Below are 23,167 nucleotides of genomic sequence, written 5' to 3'. Positions count from 1 at the left end.
ATGAGCACGGATGTCATTAAGCCAACTGCTTTTCGAAAATTTGCTTTCAAAAAATTCATCTGGGTCTCTATCGCGGCAATACTGGCTTCACTTGTTGTCACTCTTCTTGTCAGCAGCATTTATCTTGGTTTTTCTTATCAACAAGCCACCGAAAAAGTCCATTCAGAACTGGACATGATTCTAACTCAACTTCAACAGGCCAATGGTAATCCATCCCGAATTGAAGCTCTTTTGATGCAAATTCAGCCAAAAGAGAAACAAAATACCTATCAATTCGTTGGTGCTGGTCTCTCACATTACGCCATTAAAGAAAGTAACAAACCCGCGGTTACATTCAACAAACTGGCTCGCGCCATCGAAACTGATCGAATCCCCGTACAAGTTTTTGATGTGACACATACTGTCTTATTAGGAGGCATTCCACTTTATTATTCGCCAAATTGTCAGACCTGCGAATTATCCGACCCGAAGGGAAAATTCATTGGAAGCCTGCTCTATGAACGTCGCATCACTTCACCGATTTTTGGCACCAGCATCTTTGGTGTTTTCTTGTTGATCTTTATTCTGAACTTCTTTGTCATCGGCGTTTATATGATGACCCGCACTTTGGAACAAGATTTTATTCAACCGCTTAAAAAACTGTCTCAACGCATCGACCATGTACGACTGGATGAAGACGATATGGTGTGGCAAAGACAACCTCAAAAAATTGCCGAAATCGATATGGTCGATGAAATGATCACAGAGCACATTCAAATGCTCAAGGCAGTGCATGAAAAACTGGATGCATTAATGGTAACCGAACATGAAAGTGGCTTTTTTCATCAGGACAGGTTCAAAGAAAGCCTGCAGTTTGAAATCTTTCGTTCAGAACGCTACAAACGCCCTTTGTCCATGATTGTCATTAAACTCATTAAAATCATCAGCACCTCTTCTAACCATGAAGTGAGCGTGGCGGAAAAAATTCATGTGTTTGCTGATTTAATCAACCATGCCACAAGAAACGTGGACATGCCGTTTAGAGTTCGAGACCAACTTTTTGTGATACTGATGCCGGAAATTGATGAAAATGATATCCGAATTGTGACGCGTAAATATTATGAGCGGTTTTCTCAACCTTCTCACGCTGCCACACACGAATCGGCTTCTTTTAACTTTAAAATTGAAATCGGTTACGCATCCTACGGATATGATGCCACCACAGCAAATGAATTGATGCATGCTGCATTAGCACGATTGACAGAAGACCCAACTAACACAGAAAAAGAGAAAGAGGTTTAAACCTCTTTCGTTAAGATTTTTTTTCAAGCTGCAAAATGGCTTCTTTATATGTCAGGGCGGCCTGAGTTTCCAAGCCTTCTGCTTCATAACATTTCGCCAAGGCGTGGAAGGTTTCCAATTCCGGTTGCAACTTTAAGCTTTGCTGGAAATAATGCTTTGCTTGCCCCCAAAGCTGACTCATGCAAGCCAGCCTTCCTAATGTCAGCAATAATATCGGGTTGTCAGCTTGCTCTTTCAACCATTTTTCGGCGCGTTTTAAGCGTTCAAAAGCCGGTCCAAGTTCAATACGCCCATACTGATAAACCAAACGATCATCCCATTGTTTAGAAACACTTTTCACAATCAGCTCCGCCAAGCCTTGTTCTTTGCCCCAGCCCATTCGCTGCTCAACAAATTCAGCTAAAATCGCTGGCATCAGTTGCTGTTTCGCACTCAAGCTTCTCCATAAGGTATCTAACGCATCTAAATTTTCAGCTTTAGCCACTTTGCCAGCTATCAGACGAATTTCCAACGCCTGAAGGGCCGCTTTGTCCATAGCCCGGATTTTTTTAATTTGACCCAATAAGCCTTCCAGTGTTTGCCATTGTTTCTGCTTTTCCAGCAATTGCACATACTCGGACAAAATCGGTCTATTTTTGGGGTTTTGCTGATGCAGTTCAGCCAAAATCACCAGTGCCATATCCGGCTGTTCGTTTGCCAATAAACGGGATTCGACCAAACCAATGGTGACATAATCTTGGGGGAAGCGCTTTCTGGCTTCATTCAAATATTGCTCCCGTCGCATCAAAGCGCCTTGGTTATGCGCCATCTTTGCTGCAGTTAAATAATGAATCAAGCCGGCATCTGATTTTTTGGCCATCTTAATCAAATGCTTTTCAGCCATTTGCCAATCGCCATACTCCAATGCTATCAACCCCTTTGAAATCGAGGTTTCTGCTTTGTTATAACGTTTCAGTTGTTGTCGATTCCGCCAATAAGCCGGAAAATGCCAAATATTAATCAGCAAGCGCATCAGCAAATACACCGAACCGAAAACCACCAATACCGCTGCCAAGGCAAAGCTGAGACTGGTCTCTATTACCCAGTCATTCCAGACCATTGATACCTGCCCATTATCATACAATGCGAGTGTTGTCAGTCCTGTCGCAATCAGTAGAAAAAAAGACCACTTTAGGATTTTAGACATAATCTTTACTCAACCTCCGCAATCTTAAGCGGGCTACGGGCTTTAAATTGCAATTGTTTCAAAGGTGCCAATAAGCGTGCAATTTTTTCAGCTTGCTCTGGAAAATGCTTTACCATAAATTGATTCAATGCTACCTGACTGCTCTTCAATAGAGCATTAGACTGCGAATCCAGTGCCCATTGAATTCGGTCTACAAGTAACAAGCCTCGTTGAGCCAACACATCGTGCATCATCATACTTTCAACATCACTTAAATCGGTATCAGACTCTCTTTTACGAACATTAAAAACCTTCTCAGCTTTGTCTAGGAATCGATCCCATCCAGACGTTGAGGCATTCGAATCAAGTTGAGGGGATGATGCCGAGGTTTCATGTGAAACATTGCCGCTACTTTTTTCTTCAGGAAGCCTTTGAAGGGCTTCTCGCAATTGAGCAATCAGTGTGCGATCAGGCGCGTTCTCAACCGAAACATACGTTTCCAATCGACTTAAATCCTGCCCAATACGCTTAGCCAGTTGCGTTTTATGCACATAATCACTCATTGAAACGGCTTTCTCTAACGCTTCCAGCTGACGTCGTGTCTGATTCACATTTCCAACCAACATCCATTGGGTGTTAATTTCAATGATCCATTGCTTCAATCGCATTTCAGATAAGGGTGTTGCCGATATAGAAGCCGTACTCAAGTTGGTATCCTTTTGTTTTTGCCACTCATTTCGTTCCTGCTGAGCTTCTTTAAAACTAAACAATTCTGATACCTGTTGCCCCATTTGTTCTAGCTTGGCTTTAAGGTTTTGTTCCACTTTTGCCATTTTTTCCTGCGTTTCCGCTGAAGGTGCCAGTGTCTCCGTCATGGTTTGTGTTTTTTCGGTAGTGGATTGTGCAAGGGTTTGCAGTTGTTCAGCATAATCATCCAGTTCCGTTTGCACGGTATTTTTCAATGCCGCTAAATCTTCTTTGACCGCATCCACATCCGCTTGGCTGATAACCGGTTGATTGCCAGGGTTATCAGCCAACGATTTTAACTCCGCCTGAAGTGTATTTTGTTCTGATTTAAGTGTTTTGGAGGCGGCTTTCAACTTGACCAGCTCGGCTTGAAGTTGGTTAATGCGTTCCACTTGCCAATCTTGCTCGGTGGATTTGACGCCCAAATAAGCGATTAAACTCACCAATAAAATCGTGACCAGTAAAATCAGTTTCTGAGTAAAGGTTTGGGGCAGCCAGCCGGACCAATCCGTTTTAGCTTTCAACGGTTTTTCCTGATCTTTGGCCGAATGGGCGTGTTTTTTACGTTGCGATTCACCGACGACTTCACCATCAATCACTCTTTGATCTGCCTTAGGCGTTATTGGTTCATCCGAATCCATCATCTGATTTTCCTTTTAAATCGACGCTCTTCAGCGTTCAATTGAGATTTGCTCCAGCGAGATTAATATCCCTGCGTTACTTTGCTGTGGTACCACAAATAAACGTCCTTGCCATCCCTGCTGCTGCAACGCATGCTTAATGCGTTCACTAAACACAATCACATCTTGTGAAAAGAGCCAGGCCTGGTCTTTGTCATGTCCATACTCAGTGGTTTTTAACATTTTTTCCAAACCATACCAAGCATCCAAACTACTGACGAGCAATACTGGGTGATGCGCGGACCGAAACGCTCGCCACTCCGATTCACAAAACGCTGCAGGGACTCTTTCATAAACAGCCCATTCAGCCACCGTGGCTCCCGCTGCTTTTAAGCCTTCTGCCAAGGTGGGTCGCCCACCTTTACCTTTGACAATTAAGCATTGTTGACCGGTTAGGTTTTGCAAAATTTCCGATTGCAGCAAAGCTTCAGTCACATATTGATTCGATTCTACTTTAACAACAGGCCAATCAAGTGCTTTCATCGCATTATAGGTGCTTTGGCCAATAGCAAAACACGCTGTTTTTTCTGTGAAAACCGGACCCGTTTGATAAGCTTCTTGCCACCTTTCTACAAATTGTTTTACCGCATTCTGGCTGATAAAAAACACCTTGTCGAAGGTCGATAAGGTAATTTGTGCTTGTTGAGGCAATGCCTGTGGACTGATTTTTAATGTCGGGCAGGTCAACACCTGGTGCCCTTTTTCCCGAACCGATTGTGTCAAGGTCGCTGCCTGCTCAACCGGGCGGGTATTTAAAAACGTCAAAACCGAATCAGGCTTGGTCATACACTTCTTTTAAAATCTCGCCTGCACCTTGTTCCAATAGCTGTTCAGCGACATAAACCCCAAGTTTTTCCGCATCCTTTTGGAGCCCTCTGGTTTCAGATCGTAAAATTTCAGACCCATCCAAAGCCCCGACCAGTCCTCGTACATAAATTTGGTCATCATCTTCTAATTCCGCATAAACACCGATGGGTACCTGGCAACCCCCTTCCAAACGGTGGTTCATTGCTCTTTCGGCCTTGGTGCGAATTTCCGTATCCCGATGGTTCAATACCTGAATAAGCGCTAATACTTCTGGATCTTTTTCAAAATATTCAATGCCTAACGTCCCTTGAGATACCGCAGGTAAACAAGTTTCAGGCGAGAGTTCATGGCGGATACGTTCATCCAGCTCCAATCGCTTCAGTCCGGATGTCGCCAACACAATGGCATCATAATCTCCGGCATCCAATTTCCCTAAACGCGTGCCGACATTCCCGCGCAAATCTTTCACCACTAAATCTGGACGTGCAGCCATCAACTGAGCTTTCCGTCTTAAGCTTGACGTGCCCAGTACCGCGCCTTTTGGCAACTCTTCAAAATGGGCATAGTCATTGGAAACAAAAGCATCTGTCGGCTCATGGCGCTCCAAAATGGCACCTAAGGCAAACCCTTCTGGTAACACCATCGGCACATCTTTCATCGAGTGAACCGCGATATCGGCTTCACCAGCAAGCATACGATCTTCAAGCTCTTTGGTAAACAGACCCTTACCACCGATTTTGGCTAACGGCACATCTAAAATCTTGTCCCCTTTCGTTGACATCGGTAGAAGTTCTACCGTTAATCCTTCGTGATGCTTTTCAAGCTCTGCTTTGACAAATTCAGCTTGCCACATGGCTAAAGGGCTTTTACGTGTTGCGATTCTAAGAGTTTTCTTCATCAATCCTTCCGATGTTGTGTTATTAAGTTTTCAAAGCTCTAAGCGAATGAAAAAGGCCAGCTTATGCCACCCTTTATGCAAGGCTAAAGTTTCTTAAATGAATAAAGCCATTTTACTGAAATTAACGCGTTTTTTTTCGATAAAATAATGAATAACGCATGAAACTTGATGAAATCAAGTCGAATGTATTGTTCAGTCAGAGAACAAAGGTCAAAACCTCATTCAATCATGACTTTTAAATAAGGAAACTGTAATGCGACAACTGCTGAGCCTTCTTCTAGCCTCTTTGATGCTATTAGGAGGGTGTGAACAACTTGCGAATGCGGATTCATACCAACCGTCCAAACTGAAAGAGCTTACCAACCTACAAACCTTGGCCCAGCAATCTCGAGAGCAGAACCTTCCCATTATGCTGACAGTGGGCGCTGAATGGTGCGATTTTTGTCATCAACTACGTGAAGAAGTGCTGGATCCGATGGCGTTGGGTGGTGATTATGAAGGGCGCTATATGTTCATGCGTTACTTGAGTATTGATGATCACACGCCAATTCCAGGCGTCAATGGCGCGCCGATAATCAAAAATAAATTGGCTTACCGCTTAAATGCGGACCTCACCCCGACAGTGGTTTTCATTGATGGACATGGTAATGAGGTAGCCGATAAAATCATTGGCATTGCCAATATTGAGTTGTACACCACGTTGATTCATAAGCGCTTAAATCAAGCGTATCAAAATATGAATAACCCACTTAGAATCGATGCGATGCCAACTTCGATCAGTGAACCATAATGCGCTTGGGCGTGAAAGCGACCAAGAGTTTAAATCTCTTGCCTATAAAACACGCTAAGCCTTTATAATAGTGACATTATTCAATTCATTCAGGACACAAGTCCGTTTAATAAAAAGACCGTTTATGAGCAATCAACACAATCAAGAAAAACTTTCCAGCGCGCGTTTCAGCGAAGCAACCGATGCGTTTGTAGAAGAATTTACCGCCTCTATCCAGTTTGATAAACGCATGTATCGTCAAGACATCCAGGGGTCTGTTGCCCATGCTAAAATGTTACATAAAGTCGGCATTTTGGACAAACAAGAATTAAAAGACATTATTGACGGCTTGGAAAAGGTTCAATCCGACATTGAAGCCGGGAAAATGAACTGGTCCATTAAGCAAGAAGATATTCATATGAATATCGAAGCCAAACTGACTGAATTGATTGGCATCACGGGTAAGAAACTACATACCGGACGTTCCCGTAACGATCAGGTAGCGACCGATATCCGCTTGTATTTGCGAGATGAAATTGATGCCATCCTGCCGGAAATGACCCGTCTGCAACATGGCATTTTATTATTGGCTGAAAAAGAGGCCGAGACCATTATGCCTGGCTTCACCCATCTTCAGACAGCACAACCCGTCACCTTTGGGCACCATATGATGGCTTGGTTTGAAATGATTAAGCGCGACGTAGAACGTTTGGAAGATTGCCGTAAACGAGTCAACACCATGCCATTAGGCTCTGCCGCTTTGGCAGGCACAACCTACCCTATCCAACGAGAATACACAGCTGAATTACTGCAGTTTGACCGTATCTCGGAAAACTCCTTAGATGGCGTTTCAGATCGAGATTTCGCGATTGAGTTTACAGCTTTTGCCGCAACCTTTTTAATGCATCTGTCTCGTTTTTCAGAAGAGTTGGTACTTTGGTCATCCGCACAGTTTAACTTTATTGATTTACCGGATCGTTTCTGTACCGGTTCGTCGATCATGCCACAAAAGAAAAACCCGGATGTGCCGGAGTTGGTGCGGGGCAAAACCGGTCGCGTTTATGGGCATCTGATGAGCTTGTTGACGTTAATGAAATCCCAGCCTCTGGCCTATAACAAAGACAACCAGGAAGACAAAGAACCGTTATTTGATACGGTGGATACGGTCAAAGGCAGTTTGAGAGCGTTTGCAGACATGGTGCCAGCCATCATTGTGAACCGAGAAGCAACCTATGCCGCTGCGAAACAAGGGTTTTCCACAGCGACCGATTTAGCGGATTACTTAGTCAACAAAGGGCTGCCTTTCCGTGATGCGCATGAAGTGGTTGGACTGGCGGTCGCTCATGGAATCCAAACGGGTCAAGACTTATCTGAAATGCCTTTAGAAACACTGCAAGCTTTTCATAGCAGCATTACCGACGATGTGTTTGAAGTCCTAACATTGGAAGGTTCAGTGGCTGCACGTAACCATTTAGGTGGCACAGCACCACAACAAGTCAAAGCTGCGATCAAACGTGCTAAAGATCGCTTATAACGGACGTTTGAGCTGATGACTGACCCATAAAAAACCGCCAGGCCTGGCGGTTTTTTTATATTTATGAGTGAATATAGTCTGGTTCAAGCCACTTCTTCATTCACTTTTCGGAAAGGCACCACTCGGTTACGCCCGCCTTCTTTGGCATAATATAGTGCTTGGTCGGCCATATGAATCAAGGCCATTTCATCACCGGCCTGCTGTTCAGGGTAAGCTGCAATCCCGATACTGACCGTCAATTGAATTTGTTGATTCCCTTCTTTAAAGAAAGTGTCTTTCACTTGATGACGGATGCGTTCGCACACGTTCCGCGCATTGGTCGAAGATGCGCCGTGCAAGATCATCAAGAACTCTTCCCCGCCGTAACGCACCACGATATCTCCTTCTCGAAGGGTCTTTTTGATAATGGTCGCAATCAGTTTAATGGCTTTATCTCCCACTAAATGGCCATAGGTATCGTTAACGGACTTAAAGTGATCGATGTCGACCATCGCCAAACTCAAACTGGATTGTTCACGCACCGCGCGCGAGAAGTCTTCTCGTAAGCGATCCATCCCAAAACGACGATTATAAATTGCGGTTAAACTGTCAATCGCTGCCATTTTCTGGAATTTTGAATGGATCATGGCATTATTGATTGCCAACCCGATACTGCGGCTGAACAATTGCACCAGCTGATCGGTTCTTTCATCTGCCACCATCGCACCGGTGGCCGCAATTAAAACGCCTAGATTGGTACCTTTAAACTCCAATGGTTCAATAAACACTTCTGACGGTTTAAATTGTGCCAGAACCCCATCCAAATCGATGTTTTTCGGTAATTCAATTCGCACTTGCTGACCATCTTTAATCGCTTTATTGATGACATCGTGTTTTACCAAACTTTCGGCATCAAGAATACCCCGTGATGCGCCGACTTCAAGCACACCATTTTTCGTCACCAACACGGCACCTGCTTCAATATTGGTAGATTGAATCAGCAACGCCAACGTCTCATCCGCTAAGCGAGAGAGTTCCAGATTCTCGGACATGACCTTAGAAAAACGATTAAACACTCTTTCCACTTCATGCGCCTGAATCAAGGCTTCTAACATTTTGTTGTAAGCTTTTGCACTCACTCCAATCTCATCATCCGAAACCACGTCAATTTGACACAGTTCTTCTTCACATCGACTGGTTTGTTCATGAAATGTTTTTTGCTGAAGACCTTCCGCAATTTCGTGCATTTTGTGCGAAAGCAACTTCAAGTGAGGACGTATGACCATGGAGATTAAGATAAAACTGATCAGACCGACCATTTGCCCGGCAATTTGGGAGACGATGTAGAAATCAACCGTCATGACCTCTTCTGCATGAAACCCATACCAAACTAAAAAATGGGGAAAGGCCAACCCAATAAGAACCCCAACCAGCTGCATGAAAATGAATTGATCTAGAAAAATACTGCGGGTTAAACGAGGTAACCTCATTAGAAAATTATCCTTTATTGGTTTCGAAGGTTAGTCATCAAATTGAATGACGGATCGGACGGCCATTCCATCGTGACTAAAGCTATTAAGCGCTTTCAAATCTACAAGACAAGCCATTCCCACAACCTCATACCCTACTTCATTGCAGAGCTTTGCGGCAGCTTGCATGGAACCTCCTGTGGCAATCAAATCATCACAAATAATGACTTTTTTACCATCCCCTTTTTGCATTTCAAGCTTGTCTGTGCCGTATTCCAAGCCATATTCCATAGAGGCATGCACATTAGGCAATTTACCCGTTTTACGGACTTTTACAAAGCCTTTGTCGTGCTTTAATGCCAAGGCAGAGGCAAAAATAAACCCTCGCGATTCCACGCCTACGAGATAATCGACCTCAGTCCATTCCTTGGCACTGAAAAGCAGTGACATGGCATCAATCGTTGCTACAAAATGATCTCGTAGTAACGGTGAAATATCTTGAAACAGAATGCCTTCTTTTGGAAAATCTGGAACGGCATCAAGGTACTGCGCTAATGGATGTTGCTTCATAATTAATTTCTTATATTTGTGGCAAAGCATTATCTTACATGGTTCTGAATTGGTACAATGAAAATTATTTATCTAACCATTACAAATATATAAGTTAATTTGCCTATGCATTTAATCGAAAATGAATTTGAGCAAAAATTGCTCCATGAACTCCCGCCTCATGCACGGGATATCGGCTTGGACTTAGTCAGTACCCGGTCTTTAGGCGAACTATTGGTGATGCTAGATGAAAACCAGGTCGATAAAGAATTATTGTCCGTCAAAAAAGTGCCTGCCTCTTTATGGGAACCCATTTTAAGAGCTGCGTTACTCGCCAAGACGACGTATTTTTTACCCAACTCCGAATTATCTCAAGAAGAAATACTATTTTTAATTAAAGCGGCTTGTATGAGTTCAGGTTACCCGCTACCAGAACATTCCCTAGCAGAAATCATAGAGCTGACCGAAGAAGATATGCCGGTTTTTCACCGATGGTTACTGCAATTGACCAAAAACTTACAAGAAAAGCGTGCTTGATCTGTTAAATCGAAGTGGCGCCCCTTTAGTTGGGATCAACCATGGGAACTTGTCAGTGACTTTTTAATGTTCAAACGTGCAGCCGGGTTGCCATAATGTGCAGACATCCCAAACCAAAAACGAGCTTGAACCACGTCCCTATCCACCCCTTTTCCTTCACGGTAAAGCTCACCCAGTTTATTTTGAGCCGCCAAATGGCCTCGTTTCGCAGAGAATTGATACAATTTAAACGCTTGAGTTAAGTTTTGCTCCGTACCAAGTCCATTTTCAAATAAACGGGCTAAGTTGTATGCGGCAAAAGGATTGCCCTTTTTAAACGCATGATGATACATATTCATCGCCTTAAGATAGGATTGATGAATCACCGTTCCTTTTTCATACATGAGTCCGAGATTATTTTCCGCGCGGGTATATTCGCGGAAAGCACAGCTTTCATATAAGTTAAACGCGCGCTCAGTATCACCAGAGGATTCATACAAACTGGCTTTTTTAAATAAAGCATATAAAAAGTGAGAATCCGCTAACGCCGTTAAACTGTCTTTCGGAAAAGTCTTATTCGGTTCCAAGGGTTGCTCTCGAATGAATTTAGGGACGCTTTCATCTAACAACCACTGTTTTAAATCAGCCAGGCCTGGGCGTTTTTCCGGATTTTTCTGGGTCATCCAAACAATCAGCTGGCGCCAAAAAATCGGTAAGGTGTTTAATTTTCGAGGGGTATGAAAGGCATGTGCATAAAGTTGATCAAACAAATGTTCCACTTTATTTAGGCGATAAATATGCTTACCTGTTAACGCAAAATAGAGTGTACACCCTAGGTTATAAATGTCCCCCGCGTCACCATACTCGCCATTCAACCTCTCTGGCGGACAATATTGTTGATCGCCTAACAGTAACTCACTTTCAAAAGAAGACAAGGAAGGGATCGCATTGTTCCAACCCACCAAATAAAAACGGCTTTTGCCAACAATAACATTGTTGGGATTCAGTTGAGTGTGAACAAACCCAACATTATGGGCATGTTCTAATGTTGAAATCAGATTCGACAAGAAGTGTTTCGCTTTCTTCAGCGACAAGGTGCCGGATTTTTTAACTTTTTGTTTTAACGTCTTCTTTCCTACATAATCAAAAAACGTTAAATAAGCGAACCCCTGTTTGCGAATTTCATTAAATCGTGGGAAGTCTTCTTCAAATTGGTTCAGATAATGGAGTAAATCTTTTTCTCTTTGTCTGGCAAAGTGATTACGAATATCCGTATTGACCCGTATCAGTTGTTTTTTTTGATAGCCTTCAATCGTCTGAATTGCTTGAAAAGTCCATATCGGTGGACTATCGCTTACAAGTTTAACGCGCGACAAGTCAGACTGTTCAATCAAGTTTTTACCCATATCGGATTGAGACATCTTATAAACCAACCTAAGAAAGTAGAAAGACTATATTAACAAAATTAAAAGTGCTCAAACAAAACTTGAGCACCCCAAGGCCAGCCTTTTATTCAAGATTAATCATTCTGAAAATCAATATTCATATCATCCAGATCGTTATCGGTAAATTGACTGTCTTGAATATAAACCGTACTGACATCGTCTTGTGTTTCAGGTTTGCCATCTTGATCAATAGAAATTTTCGTATCATCAACCTGACCATCTTCATCTGAATCCACCAAAGAGAGGTTCAAGTAATTAGATAAACTTTCTTCTGACGCTTCAGAACTGATGACATCACTGATATCGAGCACATCATGTTCAATGTCAAAGTTCTCAATATAGCTATCCTGTTCATCATCTTCATTCTCGATAATAAACACATCATCTTCATTGTCCAAGCCATATAAGAAGTGATCACCTTCTTCATTCACTTCAGTCGTAGCCGTGTCACCGCCATTAGCTTCGATCGCTGTTACAGAAGCATGGATATCTGATAACTCATCCTCCGCCAGTTCCCGGTTAGAAGCCAATTTCACATCTTCCGAAATGGAACCATCTTCCTGTGGTTCTATCGTATAGCTACCATCTTGATTCGCGGTCACCCCGGTTCCTGTCACTGAAACAGAACCATCATCTGGCAAGCCGGTTAATTGAATATTGGACAGGGTTTCTGAACCATCGGTATCTTCCAGCTCCGCTTCAATCTCCAAAGGATAGAAGTAAGCTGTACTGACAGCTCCTTGGTATAAGCTACTATCTCCAATCGTTGAACCATCGTCAAAGGCAATACAATCAATGTTATTAATGGTCATACTCATGTTATTAGGACCGGTAATCAGGCCACTCAATATGCCATTATTATCATTCAATGCCGCCAAGTTGTAGTCATTTTGCTGACCGTTCAAGACCAAAGTGTCTTTACCATTTCCCACATTGATAACAATGTTTTTACCCGGCTCCCTTTCAAAAATAATCGTATTGTTGCCTTGCGTTAAATTAATCACCGCATCATTTGCATTCTGAGTGATGACAAATAACTTATCGTTTGAATCATTTAAGTTCCAAACCGCATTATTCACATTTTTATAGACCAAACTTCCATTGTCATGGTTCGAACCATTTTGCGCGTCGAGCGCTTCGGCATAGGAATCATACGATAACGTATGATGCCCATGACCGTTCGCATTCCGTGCCTCATCACCATCATACTGGTAGCCTTCCTGTGTCACAGCGATCATCTCACCAATGTTTAGCTCAATTTCAGGCATTGAAGCTTCATTATCAACATTCACATGAATGTTGACATTAAAACTCACAGCATCGCCATCTTCATCCTGAGCGTTAACGATAAAAGTTTTGGTCTCATCCGAATCAAATTCTAAGGATTTAGCGCTATATTCATAAGTACCAGCATCAAAATCGACACTTAACTCACCTTTGCCATTAAAAGATACCGTATTACCACCATCAAAGTCAGAAGCTGTATAGCGAGTGCCGTCAATAGTGATGGAATCAAAACTGATGTCTCCATCACCACCAGTCACGTTATCGTTCAAGTCGCCGCTGACGCTCAAGATGATCGGATCAATAGCTTTCATCAATTCCGTTTCATCTTCCACATGCAAGGTTTCAGACACATTGCTGCCTGCCGCTGCCAATAAATCCAAATAACTGGTGTCATCAATATCACCACCCAAAGCCACAACGTTAAGGGCATCAACATGACTGCTAACAAAGCTATTCCAACTTTGTTGATAACTTGAATCAAAAGGATTAGAGTCTAACCAGCTTCCATCACCCCAGTAATCTTGGTTTTCAGTGGTTGGCTCACCATCAGAAATAAAGTAGGCAACGGTTCTCGCACCATCGATTTCATCGGCGTAACCATCCGTGGTTTTATCTACTGCTGCTTCATAATTGGTGTTACCGCCCGCTGAAAGACCATTAATCGTCGATTTGGCATCCGATGCTGACAACCAACCGTGATCCGTTGCACTAGCAGAAAACGTAACCAGTTTGACACTAACATTACCCATCGCATCATAGCTATCAATCATCTTGGCAATCGCGTCTTTGGCCAGTTGCAGGCGGGTCGTTTCAGTTCCATCGGGCAAAGTCACCACGCCGCCGAATTCTTCTTTGACCATGCTTCCTGAAACATCCAGTGTCACCACAATATTGGTGTCCACTTGCTCAGGCGCTTTGGCTGCAAAGTCCATCACCTGGGTTTCACTTTCAGCCTCAGGTATTTGATCAACCACAGGTACAGTAACTGTATCAGTCGAATCTGATGTCGTTGCGGTCTCTACTGATACGGTTTTATCGTCTGATCCTGGCGCGCTTTCAGTCGCCATTGCTTCAGCAGTCAGCTGGAAATTGCTCGCTTGATCACTGCCAGGTACCGTTATAGTAAGGGCATCATTCTGATAGCTGTTTCCATCAACCGCAATGGTCCAAGAGCCATCATCATTTTTCACGCCATCACTCAATTCAGCGTTCGCCGGGACACCAGTGAGCGTGATATTCAGGCTTTCACTGCGATCAGTATCGGCCAGCGCGGCATCCAGATCGACCGGATATTCAAAACCAACAACTTCATTGGTAAACACAGTGCCCACCGTTGCCGTTGCCCCTTTAATGGTCACGGTTTCACTCTTCTGAGTCGTCGCCGCACTAAACTCTAGAACGACCTTACCTTGATCATTCAAAGTCGCGGTAATGGTTTCCGTATACTCTTTATCAAGATTGTCATTGGATGGCGAGCCATAGTCAGAAAACGTATGTTCTTCCCCATTGGCTTTAACCACCCATCGGTCATCAAATACGCCATCACCACTGTTCCAGCTACCTTCAATGTGAACTGGCATCTCAATGGTCACTGTCTGACCTGCAAACTCTGATCCAAAGTCGAAAGTTTGAGTGGAAGCCTCACTGTAATCATAGTTCAGCGTACCTTCAATGTTATTGTCACCACGCTCTTCACCAAGCAACTCGGTAAACTCAATCGTCTGTCCATCGTGAGAAATCTCACGATACACCTCCGAAGGAACTCCCAGATCAATCGAAACAGAAGGCGCATCCGCAACCGCATCAACATAAATATCCGTTGTATAAACAATATCCGGGTTCGACCAGTTACCATTAGTGTCTTGTACTTGGAAGGTCAAAGAAGAGTCTACATCTGTATTCTCGTTAGGCGTAAATATCAGTGATCCAATATCGGCGGTATCAATGACCTGATTTTGTGTCACCGGCGTGCCATTCAATTCAAGCGTGCCATTGTCTGGCAAAGACAACAATTTAATTGCCTGGATAGAGTCCGCGCTGGTACTGTCGCCAAAATCAGTCACGCTGAAGGCATAGGCAGTATCTTCATTGGTGGTTACCACATCATCTGTAGCAGTTGGTAATGGTGTATTTGGCACATATTCATCGCCTTTACCGATAATCGTAATGGTCGCTGTAGCAACGCTGTCCGAATCATCATTCGGCCCTTCTCCACCAGTTGTTTCTAACCAGTTACCATGCACATCCTTAATCGCATAGGTGAAGTTATCTGTGGCCACTTCTCCGGCATCCAAATCATCAAAGGCACCGTTCGGATCATAGTCAAAAGACCCTTCACTGTTAACTGTCAACAATGCCCCACTTGTAAGTGTGACCGTGTCACCAGAACTCACTTCCGTGCCATTGATGCGGAATACATGCAAGGCATCATTTTCTTGGTCTACATCATTAGCGAGTACGCCGTGCGAGACATTGACGGATAGCATCTCATCCTCAGACGTTCTATAAGTGGTGTTGGCACTGGCAGGCCCAGTACCTTCAAATGAATCAAGAAAGTAATCGGAACTGTCTCCTGTTGATTCACCTTGTTGGGTGTACTCAAGAGCTTCAAAACGGACTTCATCAAAGACTTTATCACCTGTATCAATGTTAAATGAACTGGTATTAAACTCCCCTGAAGCAACTTCTGAACCTTCATACAAAGCTACCCATTTGCCAACTTCACCACCACTCTCATTTCCAACCAAGTGCTGAACACCCACTGTTGCCTGGTTCAATAAACCATTGAATTTCAAAGAAATCGCTTCTGATGACTCTGTCTTAGCATCATACTCAATCTGCTGAGATGGCCATTCTTGATCTTCACGAGGACTACCTGATACCCCTAATTCATAATTGTCATTACGACCTTCTTCCTGACCACTGACACCTTCAACATTTTCTGAATAAGAAATTGTGCCAGCAGAACCATCATTGTCATAACCAGTAATCGTAACCAAATTACCTGTACTATCTTCATTATTCCAGTTGGCCTTAGAGCCTTCTAAATCAATGTTGCCGAGCGTTACTGAATAGTCTGAACCGCTTGGATCATCATGAGCTATTGGCGTTGTATCATTATCTGTAATCGTTGTTCCTACCGTACTATTGCCAAGAACAAGATTTTCAAAACTTCCTGTATCTTCAGGCATAGCGATGTTTACGCTATAAACCTCATCAGATTCAGCAAAATTATCATCTACCGCAGCAATATTGAATGTTACGCTTTGATTATTTTCCTCCAACACAACTGCTGTGGTACTGGTCACAACGTCGCCTGTTTGCGCCGAAACATAGCTGTAGGTTACCGGTATTGTAATACTTTCACCCGCAGCAACCGGATTGTTAATACTCACTGTATAGCTTGCGATTGCTCCTTCACTGACTGAGTCAGCACCACTTAGGCTAACCGTCGTGTCATCCGTGGTGTCGGTGATCTTGGTGGTTGCTGGGGTGCTATCGATAACGAGGTTTTCGAAGTTCCCGCCTGTGGCTGTCTCGATTTTCGCGGAGATGGTTTCTTCATCTAGGTAGACATCTTCGTCTGCTGCGACCGTCACCGTTGCTGTTCCTGAGGTTGCCCCATCTGCGATGCTGATCGTTTCACCATTACTGAGCGTAACCGTGGTCACGCCTTCTGATGCATTTGTCAGTGTCGCTGTGTAAACAACATCCGCACCGGCTTCTGTGATGCTTGAGGTCGCACTTAGGCTAACCGTCGTGTCATCCGTGGTGTCGGTGATCTTGGTGGTTGCTGGGGTGCTATCGATAACGAGGTTTTCGAAGTTCCCGCCTGTGGCTGTCTCGATTTTCGCGGAGATGGTTTCTTCATCTAGGTAGACATCTTCGTCTGCTGCGACCGTCACCGTTGCTGTTCCTGAGGTTGCCCCATCTGCGATGCTGATCGTTTCACCATTACTGAGCGTAACCGTGGTCACGCCTTCTGATGCATTTGTCAGTGTCGCTGTGTAAACAACATCCGCACCGGCTTCTGTGATGCTTGAGGTCGCACTTAGGCTAACCGTCGTGTCATCCGTGGTGTCGGTGATCTTGGTGGTTGCTGGGGTGCTATCGATAACGAGGTTTTCGAAGTTCCCGCCTGTGGCTGTCTCGATTTTCGCGGAGATGGTTTCTTCATCTAGGTAGACATCTTCGTCTGCTGCGACCGTCACCGTTGCTGTTCCTGAGGTTGCCCCATCTGCGATGCTGATCGTTTCACCATTACTGAGCGTAACCGTGGTCACGCCTTCTGATGCATTTGTCAGTGTCGCTGTGTAAACAACATCCGCACCGGCTTCTGTGATGCTTGAGGTCGCACTTAGGCTAACCGTCGTGTCATCCGTGGTGTCGGTGATCTTGGTGGTTGCTGGGGTGCTATCGATAACGAGGTTTTCGAAGTTCCCGCCTGTGGCTGTCTCGATTTTCGCGGAGATGGTTTCTTCATCTAGGTAGACATCTTCGTCTGCTGCGACCGTCACCGTTGCTGTTCCTGAGGTTGCCCCATCTGCGATGCTGATCGTTTCACCATTACTGAGCGTAACCGTGGTCACGCCTTCTGATGCATTTGTCAGTGTCGCTGTGTAAACAACATCCGCACCGGCTTCTGTGATGCTTGAGGTCGCACTTAGGCTAACCGTCGTGTCATCCGTGGTGTCGGTGATCTTGGTGGTTGCTGGGGTGCTATCGATAACGAGGTTTTCGAAGTTCCCGCCTGTGGCTGTCTCGATTTTCGCGGAGATGGTTTCTTCATCTAGGTAGACATCTTCGTCTGCTGCGACCGTCACCGTTGCTGTTCCTGAGGTTGCCCCATCTGCGATGCTGATCGTTTCACCATTACTGAGCGTAACCGTGGTCACGCCTTCTGATGCATTTGTCAGTGTCGCTGTGTAAACAACATCCGCACCGGCTTCTGTGATGCTTGAGGTCGCACTTAGGCTAACCGTCGTGTCATCCGTGGTGTCGGTGATCTTGGTGGTTGCTGGGGTGCTATCGATAACGAGGTTTTCGAAGTTCCCGCCTGTGGCTGTCTCGATTTTCGCGGAGATGGTTTCTTCATCTAGGTAGACATCTTCGTCTGCTGCGACCGTCACCGTTGCTGTTCCTGAGGTTGCCCCATCTGCGATGCTGATCGTTTCACCATTACTGAGCGTAACCGTGGTCACGCCTTCTGATGCATTTGTCAGTGTCGCTGTGTAAACAACATCCGCACCGGCTTCTGTGATGCTTGAGGTCGCACTTAGGCTAACCGTCGTGTCATCCGTGGTGTCGGTGATCTTGGTGGTTGCTGGGGTGCTATCGATAACGAGGTTTTCGAAGTTCCCGCCTGTGGCTGTCTCGATTTTCGCGGAGATGGTTTCTTCATCTAGGTAGACATCTTCGTCTGCTGCGACCGTCACCGTTGCTGTTCCTGAGGTTGCCCCATCTGCGATGCTGATCGTTTCACCATTACTGAGCGTAACCGTGGTCACGCCTTCTGATGCATTTGTCAGTGTCGCTGTGTAAACAACATCCGCACCGGCTTCTGTGATGCTTGAGGTCGCACTTAGGCTAACCGTCGTGTCATCCGTGGTGTCGGTGATCTTGGTGGTTGCTGGGGTGCTATCGATAACGAGGTTTTCGAAGTTCCCGCCTGTGGCTGTCTCGATTTTCGCGGAGATGGTTTCTTCATCTAGGTAGACATCTTCGTCTGCTGCGACCGTCACCGTTGCTGTTCCTGAGGTTGCCCCATCTGCGATGCTGATCGTTTCACCATTACTGAGCGTAACCGTGGTCACGCCTTCTGATGCATTTGTCAGTGTCGCTGTGTAAACAACATCCGCACCGGCTTCTGTGATGCTTGAGGTCGCACTTAGGCTAACCGTCGTGTCATCCGTGGTGTCGGTGATCTTGGTGGTTGCTGGGGTGCTATCGATAACGAGGTTTTCGAAGTTCCCGCCTGTGGCTGTCTCGATTTTCGCGGAGATGGTTTCTTCATCTAGGTAGACATCTTCGTCTGCTGCGACCGTCACCGTTGCTGTTCCTGAGGTTGCCCCATCTGCGATGCTGATCGTTTCACCATTACTGAGCGTAACCGTGGTCACGCCTTCTGATGCATTTGTCAGTGTCGCTGTGTAAACAACATCCGCACCGGCTTCTGTGATGCTTGAGGTCGCACTTAGGCTAACCGTCGTGTCATCCGTGGTGTCGGTGATCTTGGTGGTTGCTGGGGTGCTATCGATAACGAGGTTTTCGAAGTTCCCGCCTGTGGCTGTCTCGATTTTCGCGGAGATGGTTTCTTCATCTAGGTAGACATCTTCGTCTGCTGCGACCGTCACCGTTGCTGTTCCTGAGGTTGCCCCATCTGCGATGCTGATCGTTTCACCATTACTGAGCGTAACCGTGGTCACGCCTTCTGATGCATTTGTCAGTGTCGCTGTGTAAACAACATCCGCACCGGCTTCTGTGATGCTTGAGGTCGCACTTAGGCTAACCGTCGTGTCATCCGTGGTGTCGGTGATCTTGGTGGTTGCTGGGGTGCTATCGATAACGAGGTTTTCGAAGTTCCCGCCTGTGGCTGTCTCGATTTTCGCGGAGATGGTTTCTTCATCTAGGTAGACATCTTCGTCTGCTGCGACCGTCACCGTTGCTGTTCCTGAGGTTGCCCCATCTGCGATGCTGATCGTTTCACCATTACTGAGCGTAACCGTGGTCACGCCTTCTGATGCATTTGTCAGTGTCGCTGTGTAAACAACATCCGCACCGGCTTCTGTGATGCTTGAGGTCGCACTTAGGCTAACCGTCGTGTCATCCGTGGTGTCGGTGATCTTGGTGGTTGCTGGGGTGCTATCGATAACGAGGTTTTCGAAGTTCCCGCCTGTGGCTGTCTCGATTTTCGCGGAGATGGTTTCTTCATCTAGGTAGACATCTTCGTCTGCTGCGACCGTCACCGTTGCTGTTCCTGAGGTTGCCCCATCTGCGATGCTGATCGTTTCACCATTACTGAGCGTAACCGTGGTCACGCCTTCTGATGCATTTGTCAGTGTCGCTGTGTAAACAACATCCGCACCGGCTTCTGTGATGCTTGAGGTCGCACTTAGGCTAACCGTCGTGTCATCCGTGGTGTCGGTGATCTTGGTGGTTGCTGGGGTGCTATCGATAACGAGGTTTTCGAAGTTCCCGCCTGTGGCTGTCTCGATTTTCGCGGAGATGGTTTCTTCATCTAGGTAGACATCTTCGTCTGCTGCGACCGTCACCGTTGCTGTTCCTGAGGTTGCCCCATCTGCGATGCTGATCGTTTCACCATTACTGAGCGTAACCGTGGTCACGCCTTCTGATGCATTTGTCAGTGTCGCTGTGTAAACAACATCCGCACCGGCTTCTGTGATGCTTGAGGTCGCACTTAGGCTAACCGTCGTGTCATCCGTGGTGTCGGTGATCTTGGTGGTTGCTGGGGTGCTATCGATAACGAGGTTTTCGAAGTTCCCGCCTGTGGCTGTCTCGATTTTCGCGGAGATGGTTTCTTCATCTAGGTAGACATCTTCGTCTGCTGCGACCGTCACCGTTGCTGTTCCTGAGGTTGCCCCATCTGCGATGCTGATCGTTTCACCATTACTGAGCGTAACCGTGGTCACGCCTTCTGATGCATTTGTCAGTGTCGCTGTGTAAACAACATCCGCACCGGCTTCTGTGATGCTTGAGGTCGCACTTAGGCTAACCGTCGTGTCATCCGTGGTGTCGGTGATCTTGGTGGTTGCTGGGGTGCTATCGATAACGAGGTTTTCGAAGTTCCCGCCTGTGGCTGTCTCGATTTTCGCGGAGATGGTTTCTTCATCTAGGTAGACATCTTCGTCTGCTGCGACCGTCACCGTTGCTGTTCCTGAGGTTGCCCCATCTGCGATGCTGATCGTTTCACCATTACTGAGCGTAACCGTGGTCACGCCTTCTGATGCATTTGTCAGTGTCGCTGTGTAAACAACATCCGCACCGGCTTCTGTGATGCTTGAGGTCGCACTTAGGCTAACCGTCGTGTCATCCGTGGTGTCGGTGATCTTGGTGGTTGCTGGGGTGCTATCGATAACGAGGTTTTCGAAGTTCCCGCCTGTGGCTGTCTCGATTTTCGCGGAGATGGTTTCTTCATCTAGGTAGACATCTTCGTCTGCTGCGACCGTCACCGTTGCTGTTCCTGAGGTTGCCCCATCTGCGATGCTGATCGTTTCACCATTACTGAGCGTAACCGTGGTCACGCCTTCTGATGCATTTGTCAGTGTCGCTGTGTAAACAACATCCGCACCGGCTTCTGTGATGCTTGAGGTCGCACTTAGGCTAACCGTCGTGTCATCCGTGGTGTCGGTGATCTTGGTGGTTGCTGGGGTGCTATCGATAACGAGGTTTTCGAAGTTCCCGCCTGTGGCTGTCTCGATTTTCGCGGAGATGGTTTCTTCATCTAGGTAGACATCTTCGTCTGCTGCGACCGTCACCGTTGCTGTTCCTGAGGTTGCCCCATCTGCGATGCTGATCGTTTCACCATTACTGAGCGTAACCGTGGTCACGCCTTCTGATGCATTTGTCAGTGTCGCTGTGTAAACAACATCCGCACCGGCTTCTGTGATGCTTGAGGTCGCACTTAGGCTAACCGTCGTGTCATCCGTGGTGTCGGTGATCTTGGTGGTTGCTGGGGTGCTATCGATAACGAGGTTTTCGAAGTTCCCGCCTGTGGCTGTCTCGATTTTCGCGGAGATGGTTTCTTCATCTAGGTAGACATCTTCGTCTGCTGCGACCGTCACCGTTGCTGTTCCTGAGGTTGCCCCATCTGCGATGCTGATCGTTTCACCATTACTGAGCGTAACCGTGGTCACGCCTTCTGATGCATTTGTCAGTGTCGCTGTGTAAACAACATCCGCACCGGCTTCTGTGATGCTTGAGGTCGCACTTAGGCTAACCGTCGTGTCATCCGTGGTGTCGGTGATAGTTACCTTCGCGGTGTCGTCAACATTAAGACTTTGAAACTCATCTCCCCCACTTTGTACTGTGGCGTTAACCGTAATGACTTCACCATCTTTATAAACATCGTCACCTTGGATTTTGAATGGCGTTGAGGTCGCGCTGGCTTGTCCAATTTCGAAGGTCAGAGTCGCGCCATTATCCAGCGCTATCACCAATGGAGCATCGGTCGGTGCATTATTTAGTGCCGCATTTAGGGTAGCGGTACCGCTACCTTCGCTCACATTGACATTGTCCAGCGTCAAGCGGGTTTCACCAATAATGGTTGTCACCGCTGGCACAGGGTTGTCATTCTGTGGATCAATTGGCTCAACTCGTGTCGTATCAAAAACTCTATTACTTGGTGTTTGACGAGAGGTGTTAAATGTACCTGTGTCATAACCACTGGTCACTTCACCTTCTGAACGTGGCGGTGGAATAAAATCAGCCGCCTGTGCAGCAGAACTCAAATCATTTTGCTGACCGGCAGCAGTGGCTTCCAATGCATCAAAATTTCCTTCTTGAACGGCTTCAATGGCTTTCTGAATCTCGGCTTCGGTAGTTTGGTTTTCGTCTATGTCTGTTGAACCAATCAAATCTTCATCCAACCGAACCAGTGTATTTCGACCTAATGAAAGTACTTCACCATTGCTTAGCTCAACTAAAATGGAACTCTGTGGCCCTGTCTGAATCAGTTGCCCAGCATAGACATTCATCCCTTCAATTAAAGGAATCAGTTCGCCAGTCACTTCTTTAATATAGACGTTCCCTTCAATTAGGATGACCTTTCCGACACTTGTTGAGATATTTTGTTCCGCCATGATGTACAGTCCTTGCAATAAGTAGGAATTTTTGTGATTAATTGCATTCTAGAAAATGTTTCTGCTAAAAACTATTGTACTTAGGGTCAGGTAGCCTCTTTTAAGCCTAAAATAGATATGTTTTCTGAAAACAGAAACGGATGGATTTTCTTTAAGTCTATGACATGACTATACTTTTTTATAAATATGAGTATAATTAAATTAAACAAACTCATTAATTTTT

At 45.7% G+C, this 23,167-nt stretch carries 12 protein-coding genes; 4 read left to right on the top strand and 8 right to left on the bottom strand.

The window, feature by feature from the left end:
• Complete coding sequence (locus GHNINEIG_RS00510; protein WP_135794840.1) at positions 1–1,281, top strand: GGDEF domain-containing protein; 1,281 nt, start codon at positions 1–3, stop codon at positions 1,279–1,281.
• 10 nt (positions 1,282–1,291) lie between these two features.
• On the opposite strand, the gene GHNINEIG_RS00505 is transcribed toward GHNINEIG_RS00510, so the two are convergent.
• Genes GHNINEIG_RS00505 through hemC form a run of 4 tightly spaced genes read right to left on the bottom strand, consistent with a single transcriptional unit; the run spans position 1,292 to position 5,578 of the window.
• Positions 1,292–2,467, bottom strand: a complete 1,176-nt coding sequence (locus GHNINEIG_RS00505) for a heme biosynthesis HemY N-terminal domain-containing protein (protein WP_135794839.1) — start codon at positions 2,465–2,467, stop codon at positions 1,292–1,294.
• Between the two features lie 5 nt (positions 2,468–2,472).
• Positions 2,473–3,837: a hypothetical protein gene (locus GHNINEIG_RS00500; RefSeq protein ID WP_135794838.1), complete on the bottom strand. Its 1,365-nt coding sequence runs from the start codon at positions 3,835–3,837 to the stop codon at positions 2,473–2,475.
• A gap of 27 nt (positions 3,838–3,864) precedes the next feature.
• Positions 3,865–4,659 (bottom strand): uroporphyrinogen-III synthase, encoded by a 795-nt coding sequence (locus GHNINEIG_RS00495; RefSeq protein ID WP_135794837.1) that lies wholly within the window; start codon positions 4,657–4,659, stop codon positions 3,865–3,867.
• On the bottom strand, positions 4,646–5,578 hold the full coding sequence (gene hemC, locus GHNINEIG_RS00490; RefSeq protein ID WP_135794836.1) for a hydroxymethylbilane synthase: 933 nt from the start codon (positions 5,576–5,578) through the stop codon (positions 4,646–4,648). The genes GHNINEIG_RS00495 and hemC overlap by 14 nt, the downstream gene beginning before the upstream one ends.
• Before the next feature lie 253 nt (positions 5,579–5,831).
• On the opposite strand from hemC, the gene GHNINEIG_RS00485 reads away from it, so the two are divergent.
• Together GHNINEIG_RS00485 and argH are read left to right on the top strand one after the other, a co-directional pair.
• Positions 5,832–6,368, top strand: a complete 537-nt coding sequence (locus GHNINEIG_RS00485) for a thioredoxin family protein (protein WP_135794835.1) — start codon at positions 5,832–5,834, stop codon at positions 6,366–6,368.
• A 124-nt stretch (positions 6,369–6,492) separates the two neighbouring features.
• Entirely contained in the window at positions 6,493–7,881 is a 1,389-nt protein-coding gene (argH, locus tag GHNINEIG_RS00480) for an argininosuccinate lyase (protein WP_135794834.1), read from the top strand.
• Positions 7,882–7,964: 83 nt separating this feature from the next.
• On the opposite strand, the gene GHNINEIG_RS00475 is transcribed toward argH, so the two are convergent.
• Both GHNINEIG_RS00475 and GHNINEIG_RS00470 read right to left on the bottom strand, forming a co-directional pair.
• Positions 7,965–9,350, bottom strand: coding sequence for a GGDEF domain-containing protein (locus GHNINEIG_RS00475; protein WP_135794833.1), 1,386 nt, complete (start codon positions 9,348–9,350; stop codon positions 7,965–7,967).
• Positions 9,351–9,380: 30 nt separating this feature from the next.
• Positions 9,381–9,899 carry an adenine phosphoribosyltransferase gene (locus GHNINEIG_RS00470; RefSeq protein WP_223260903.1) on the bottom strand — a complete coding sequence of 173 codons (519 nt, stop codon included), beginning with the start codon at positions 9,897–9,899 and terminating at the stop codon, positions 9,381–9,383.
• Between the two features lie 105 nt (positions 9,900–10,004).
• Here GHNINEIG_RS00470 and GHNINEIG_RS00465 point away from each other — a divergent pair, with 105 nt between their 5' ends.
• Positions 10,005–10,415 carry a hypothetical protein gene (locus GHNINEIG_RS00465; RefSeq protein ID WP_135794831.1) on the top strand — a complete coding sequence of 137 codons (411 nt, stop codon included), beginning with the start codon at positions 10,005–10,007 and terminating at the stop codon, positions 10,413–10,415.
• Between the two features lie 35 nt (positions 10,416–10,450).
• Here the strand turns inward: GHNINEIG_RS00465 and GHNINEIG_RS00460 are convergent, their stop codons facing one another.
• Together GHNINEIG_RS00460 and GHNINEIG_RS00455 are read right to left on the bottom strand one after the other, a co-directional pair.
• Positions 10,451–11,815 (bottom strand): Sel1-like repeat-containing protein kinase family protein, encoded by a 1,365-nt coding sequence (locus GHNINEIG_RS00460; protein WP_135794830.1) that lies wholly within the window; start codon positions 11,813–11,815, stop codon positions 10,451–10,453.
• Between the two features lie 98 nt (positions 11,816–11,913).
• A complete protein-coding gene (locus GHNINEIG_RS00455; RefSeq protein ID WP_135794829.1) occupies positions 11,914–22,944 on the bottom strand; it encodes an immunoglobulin-like domain-containing protein in 11,031 nt (3,676 codons plus the stop codon).
• Positions 22,945–23,167 lie beyond the last annotated feature (223 nt).

Origin of the sequence: Hydrogenovibrio crunogenus, assembly GCF_004786015.1 — a bacterium.
Taxonomy (GTDB): Bacteria; Pseudomonadota; Gammaproteobacteria; order Thiomicrospirales; family Thiomicrospiraceae; genus Hydrogenovibrio; species Hydrogenovibrio crunogenus.
The sequence above is the reverse complement of the archived record's forward strand: the minus strand, read 5'-3'. Positions and strand labels throughout refer to the sequence as shown.

Excerpts from the sequence above, each read along its gene's own strand:
- GHNINEIG_RS00510 (WP_135794840.1), top strand. The coding sequence starts at position 1 with ATGAGCACGGATGTCATTAAGCCAACTGCTTTTCGAAAATTTGCTTTC.
- GHNINEIG_RS00505 (WP_135794839.1), bottom strand. The coding sequence starts at position 2,467 with ATGTCTAAAATCCTAAAGTGGTCTTTTTTTCTACTGATTGCGACAGGA.
- GHNINEIG_RS00500 (WP_135794838.1), bottom strand. The coding sequence starts at position 3,837 with ATGATGGATTCGGATGAACCAATAACGCCTAAGGCAGATCAAAGAGTG.
- GHNINEIG_RS00495 (WP_135794837.1), bottom strand. The coding sequence starts at position 4,659 with ATGACCAAGCCTGATTCGGTTTTGACGTTTTTAAATACCCGCCCGGTT.
- hemC (WP_135794836.1), bottom strand. The coding sequence starts at position 5,578 with ATGAAGAAAACTCTTAGAATCGCAACACGTAAAAGCCCTTTAGCCATG.
- GHNINEIG_RS00485 (WP_135794835.1), top strand. The coding sequence starts at position 5,832 with ATGCGACAACTGCTGAGCCTTCTTCTAGCCTCTTTGATGCTATTAGGA.
- argH (WP_135794834.1), top strand. The coding sequence starts at position 6,493 with ATGAGCAATCAACACAATCAAGAAAAACTTTCCAGCGCGCGTTTCAGC.
- GHNINEIG_RS00475 (WP_135794833.1), bottom strand. The coding sequence starts at position 9,350 with ATGAGGTTACCTCGTTTAACCCGCAGTATTTTTCTAGATCAATTCATT.
- GHNINEIG_RS00470 (WP_223260903.1), bottom strand. The coding sequence starts at position 9,899 with ATGAAGCAACATCCATTAGCGCAGTACCTTGATGCCGTTCCAGATTTT.
- GHNINEIG_RS00465 (WP_135794831.1), top strand. The coding sequence starts at position 10,005 with ATGCATTTAATCGAAAATGAATTTGAGCAAAAATTGCTCCATGAACTC.
- GHNINEIG_RS00460 (WP_135794830.1), bottom strand. The coding sequence starts at position 11,815 with ATGTCTCAATCCGATATGGGTAAAAACTTGATTGAACAGTCTGACTTG.
- GHNINEIG_RS00455 (WP_135794829.1), bottom strand. The coding sequence starts at position 22,944 with ATGGCGGAACAAAATATCTCAACAAGTGTCGGAAAGGTCATCCTAATT.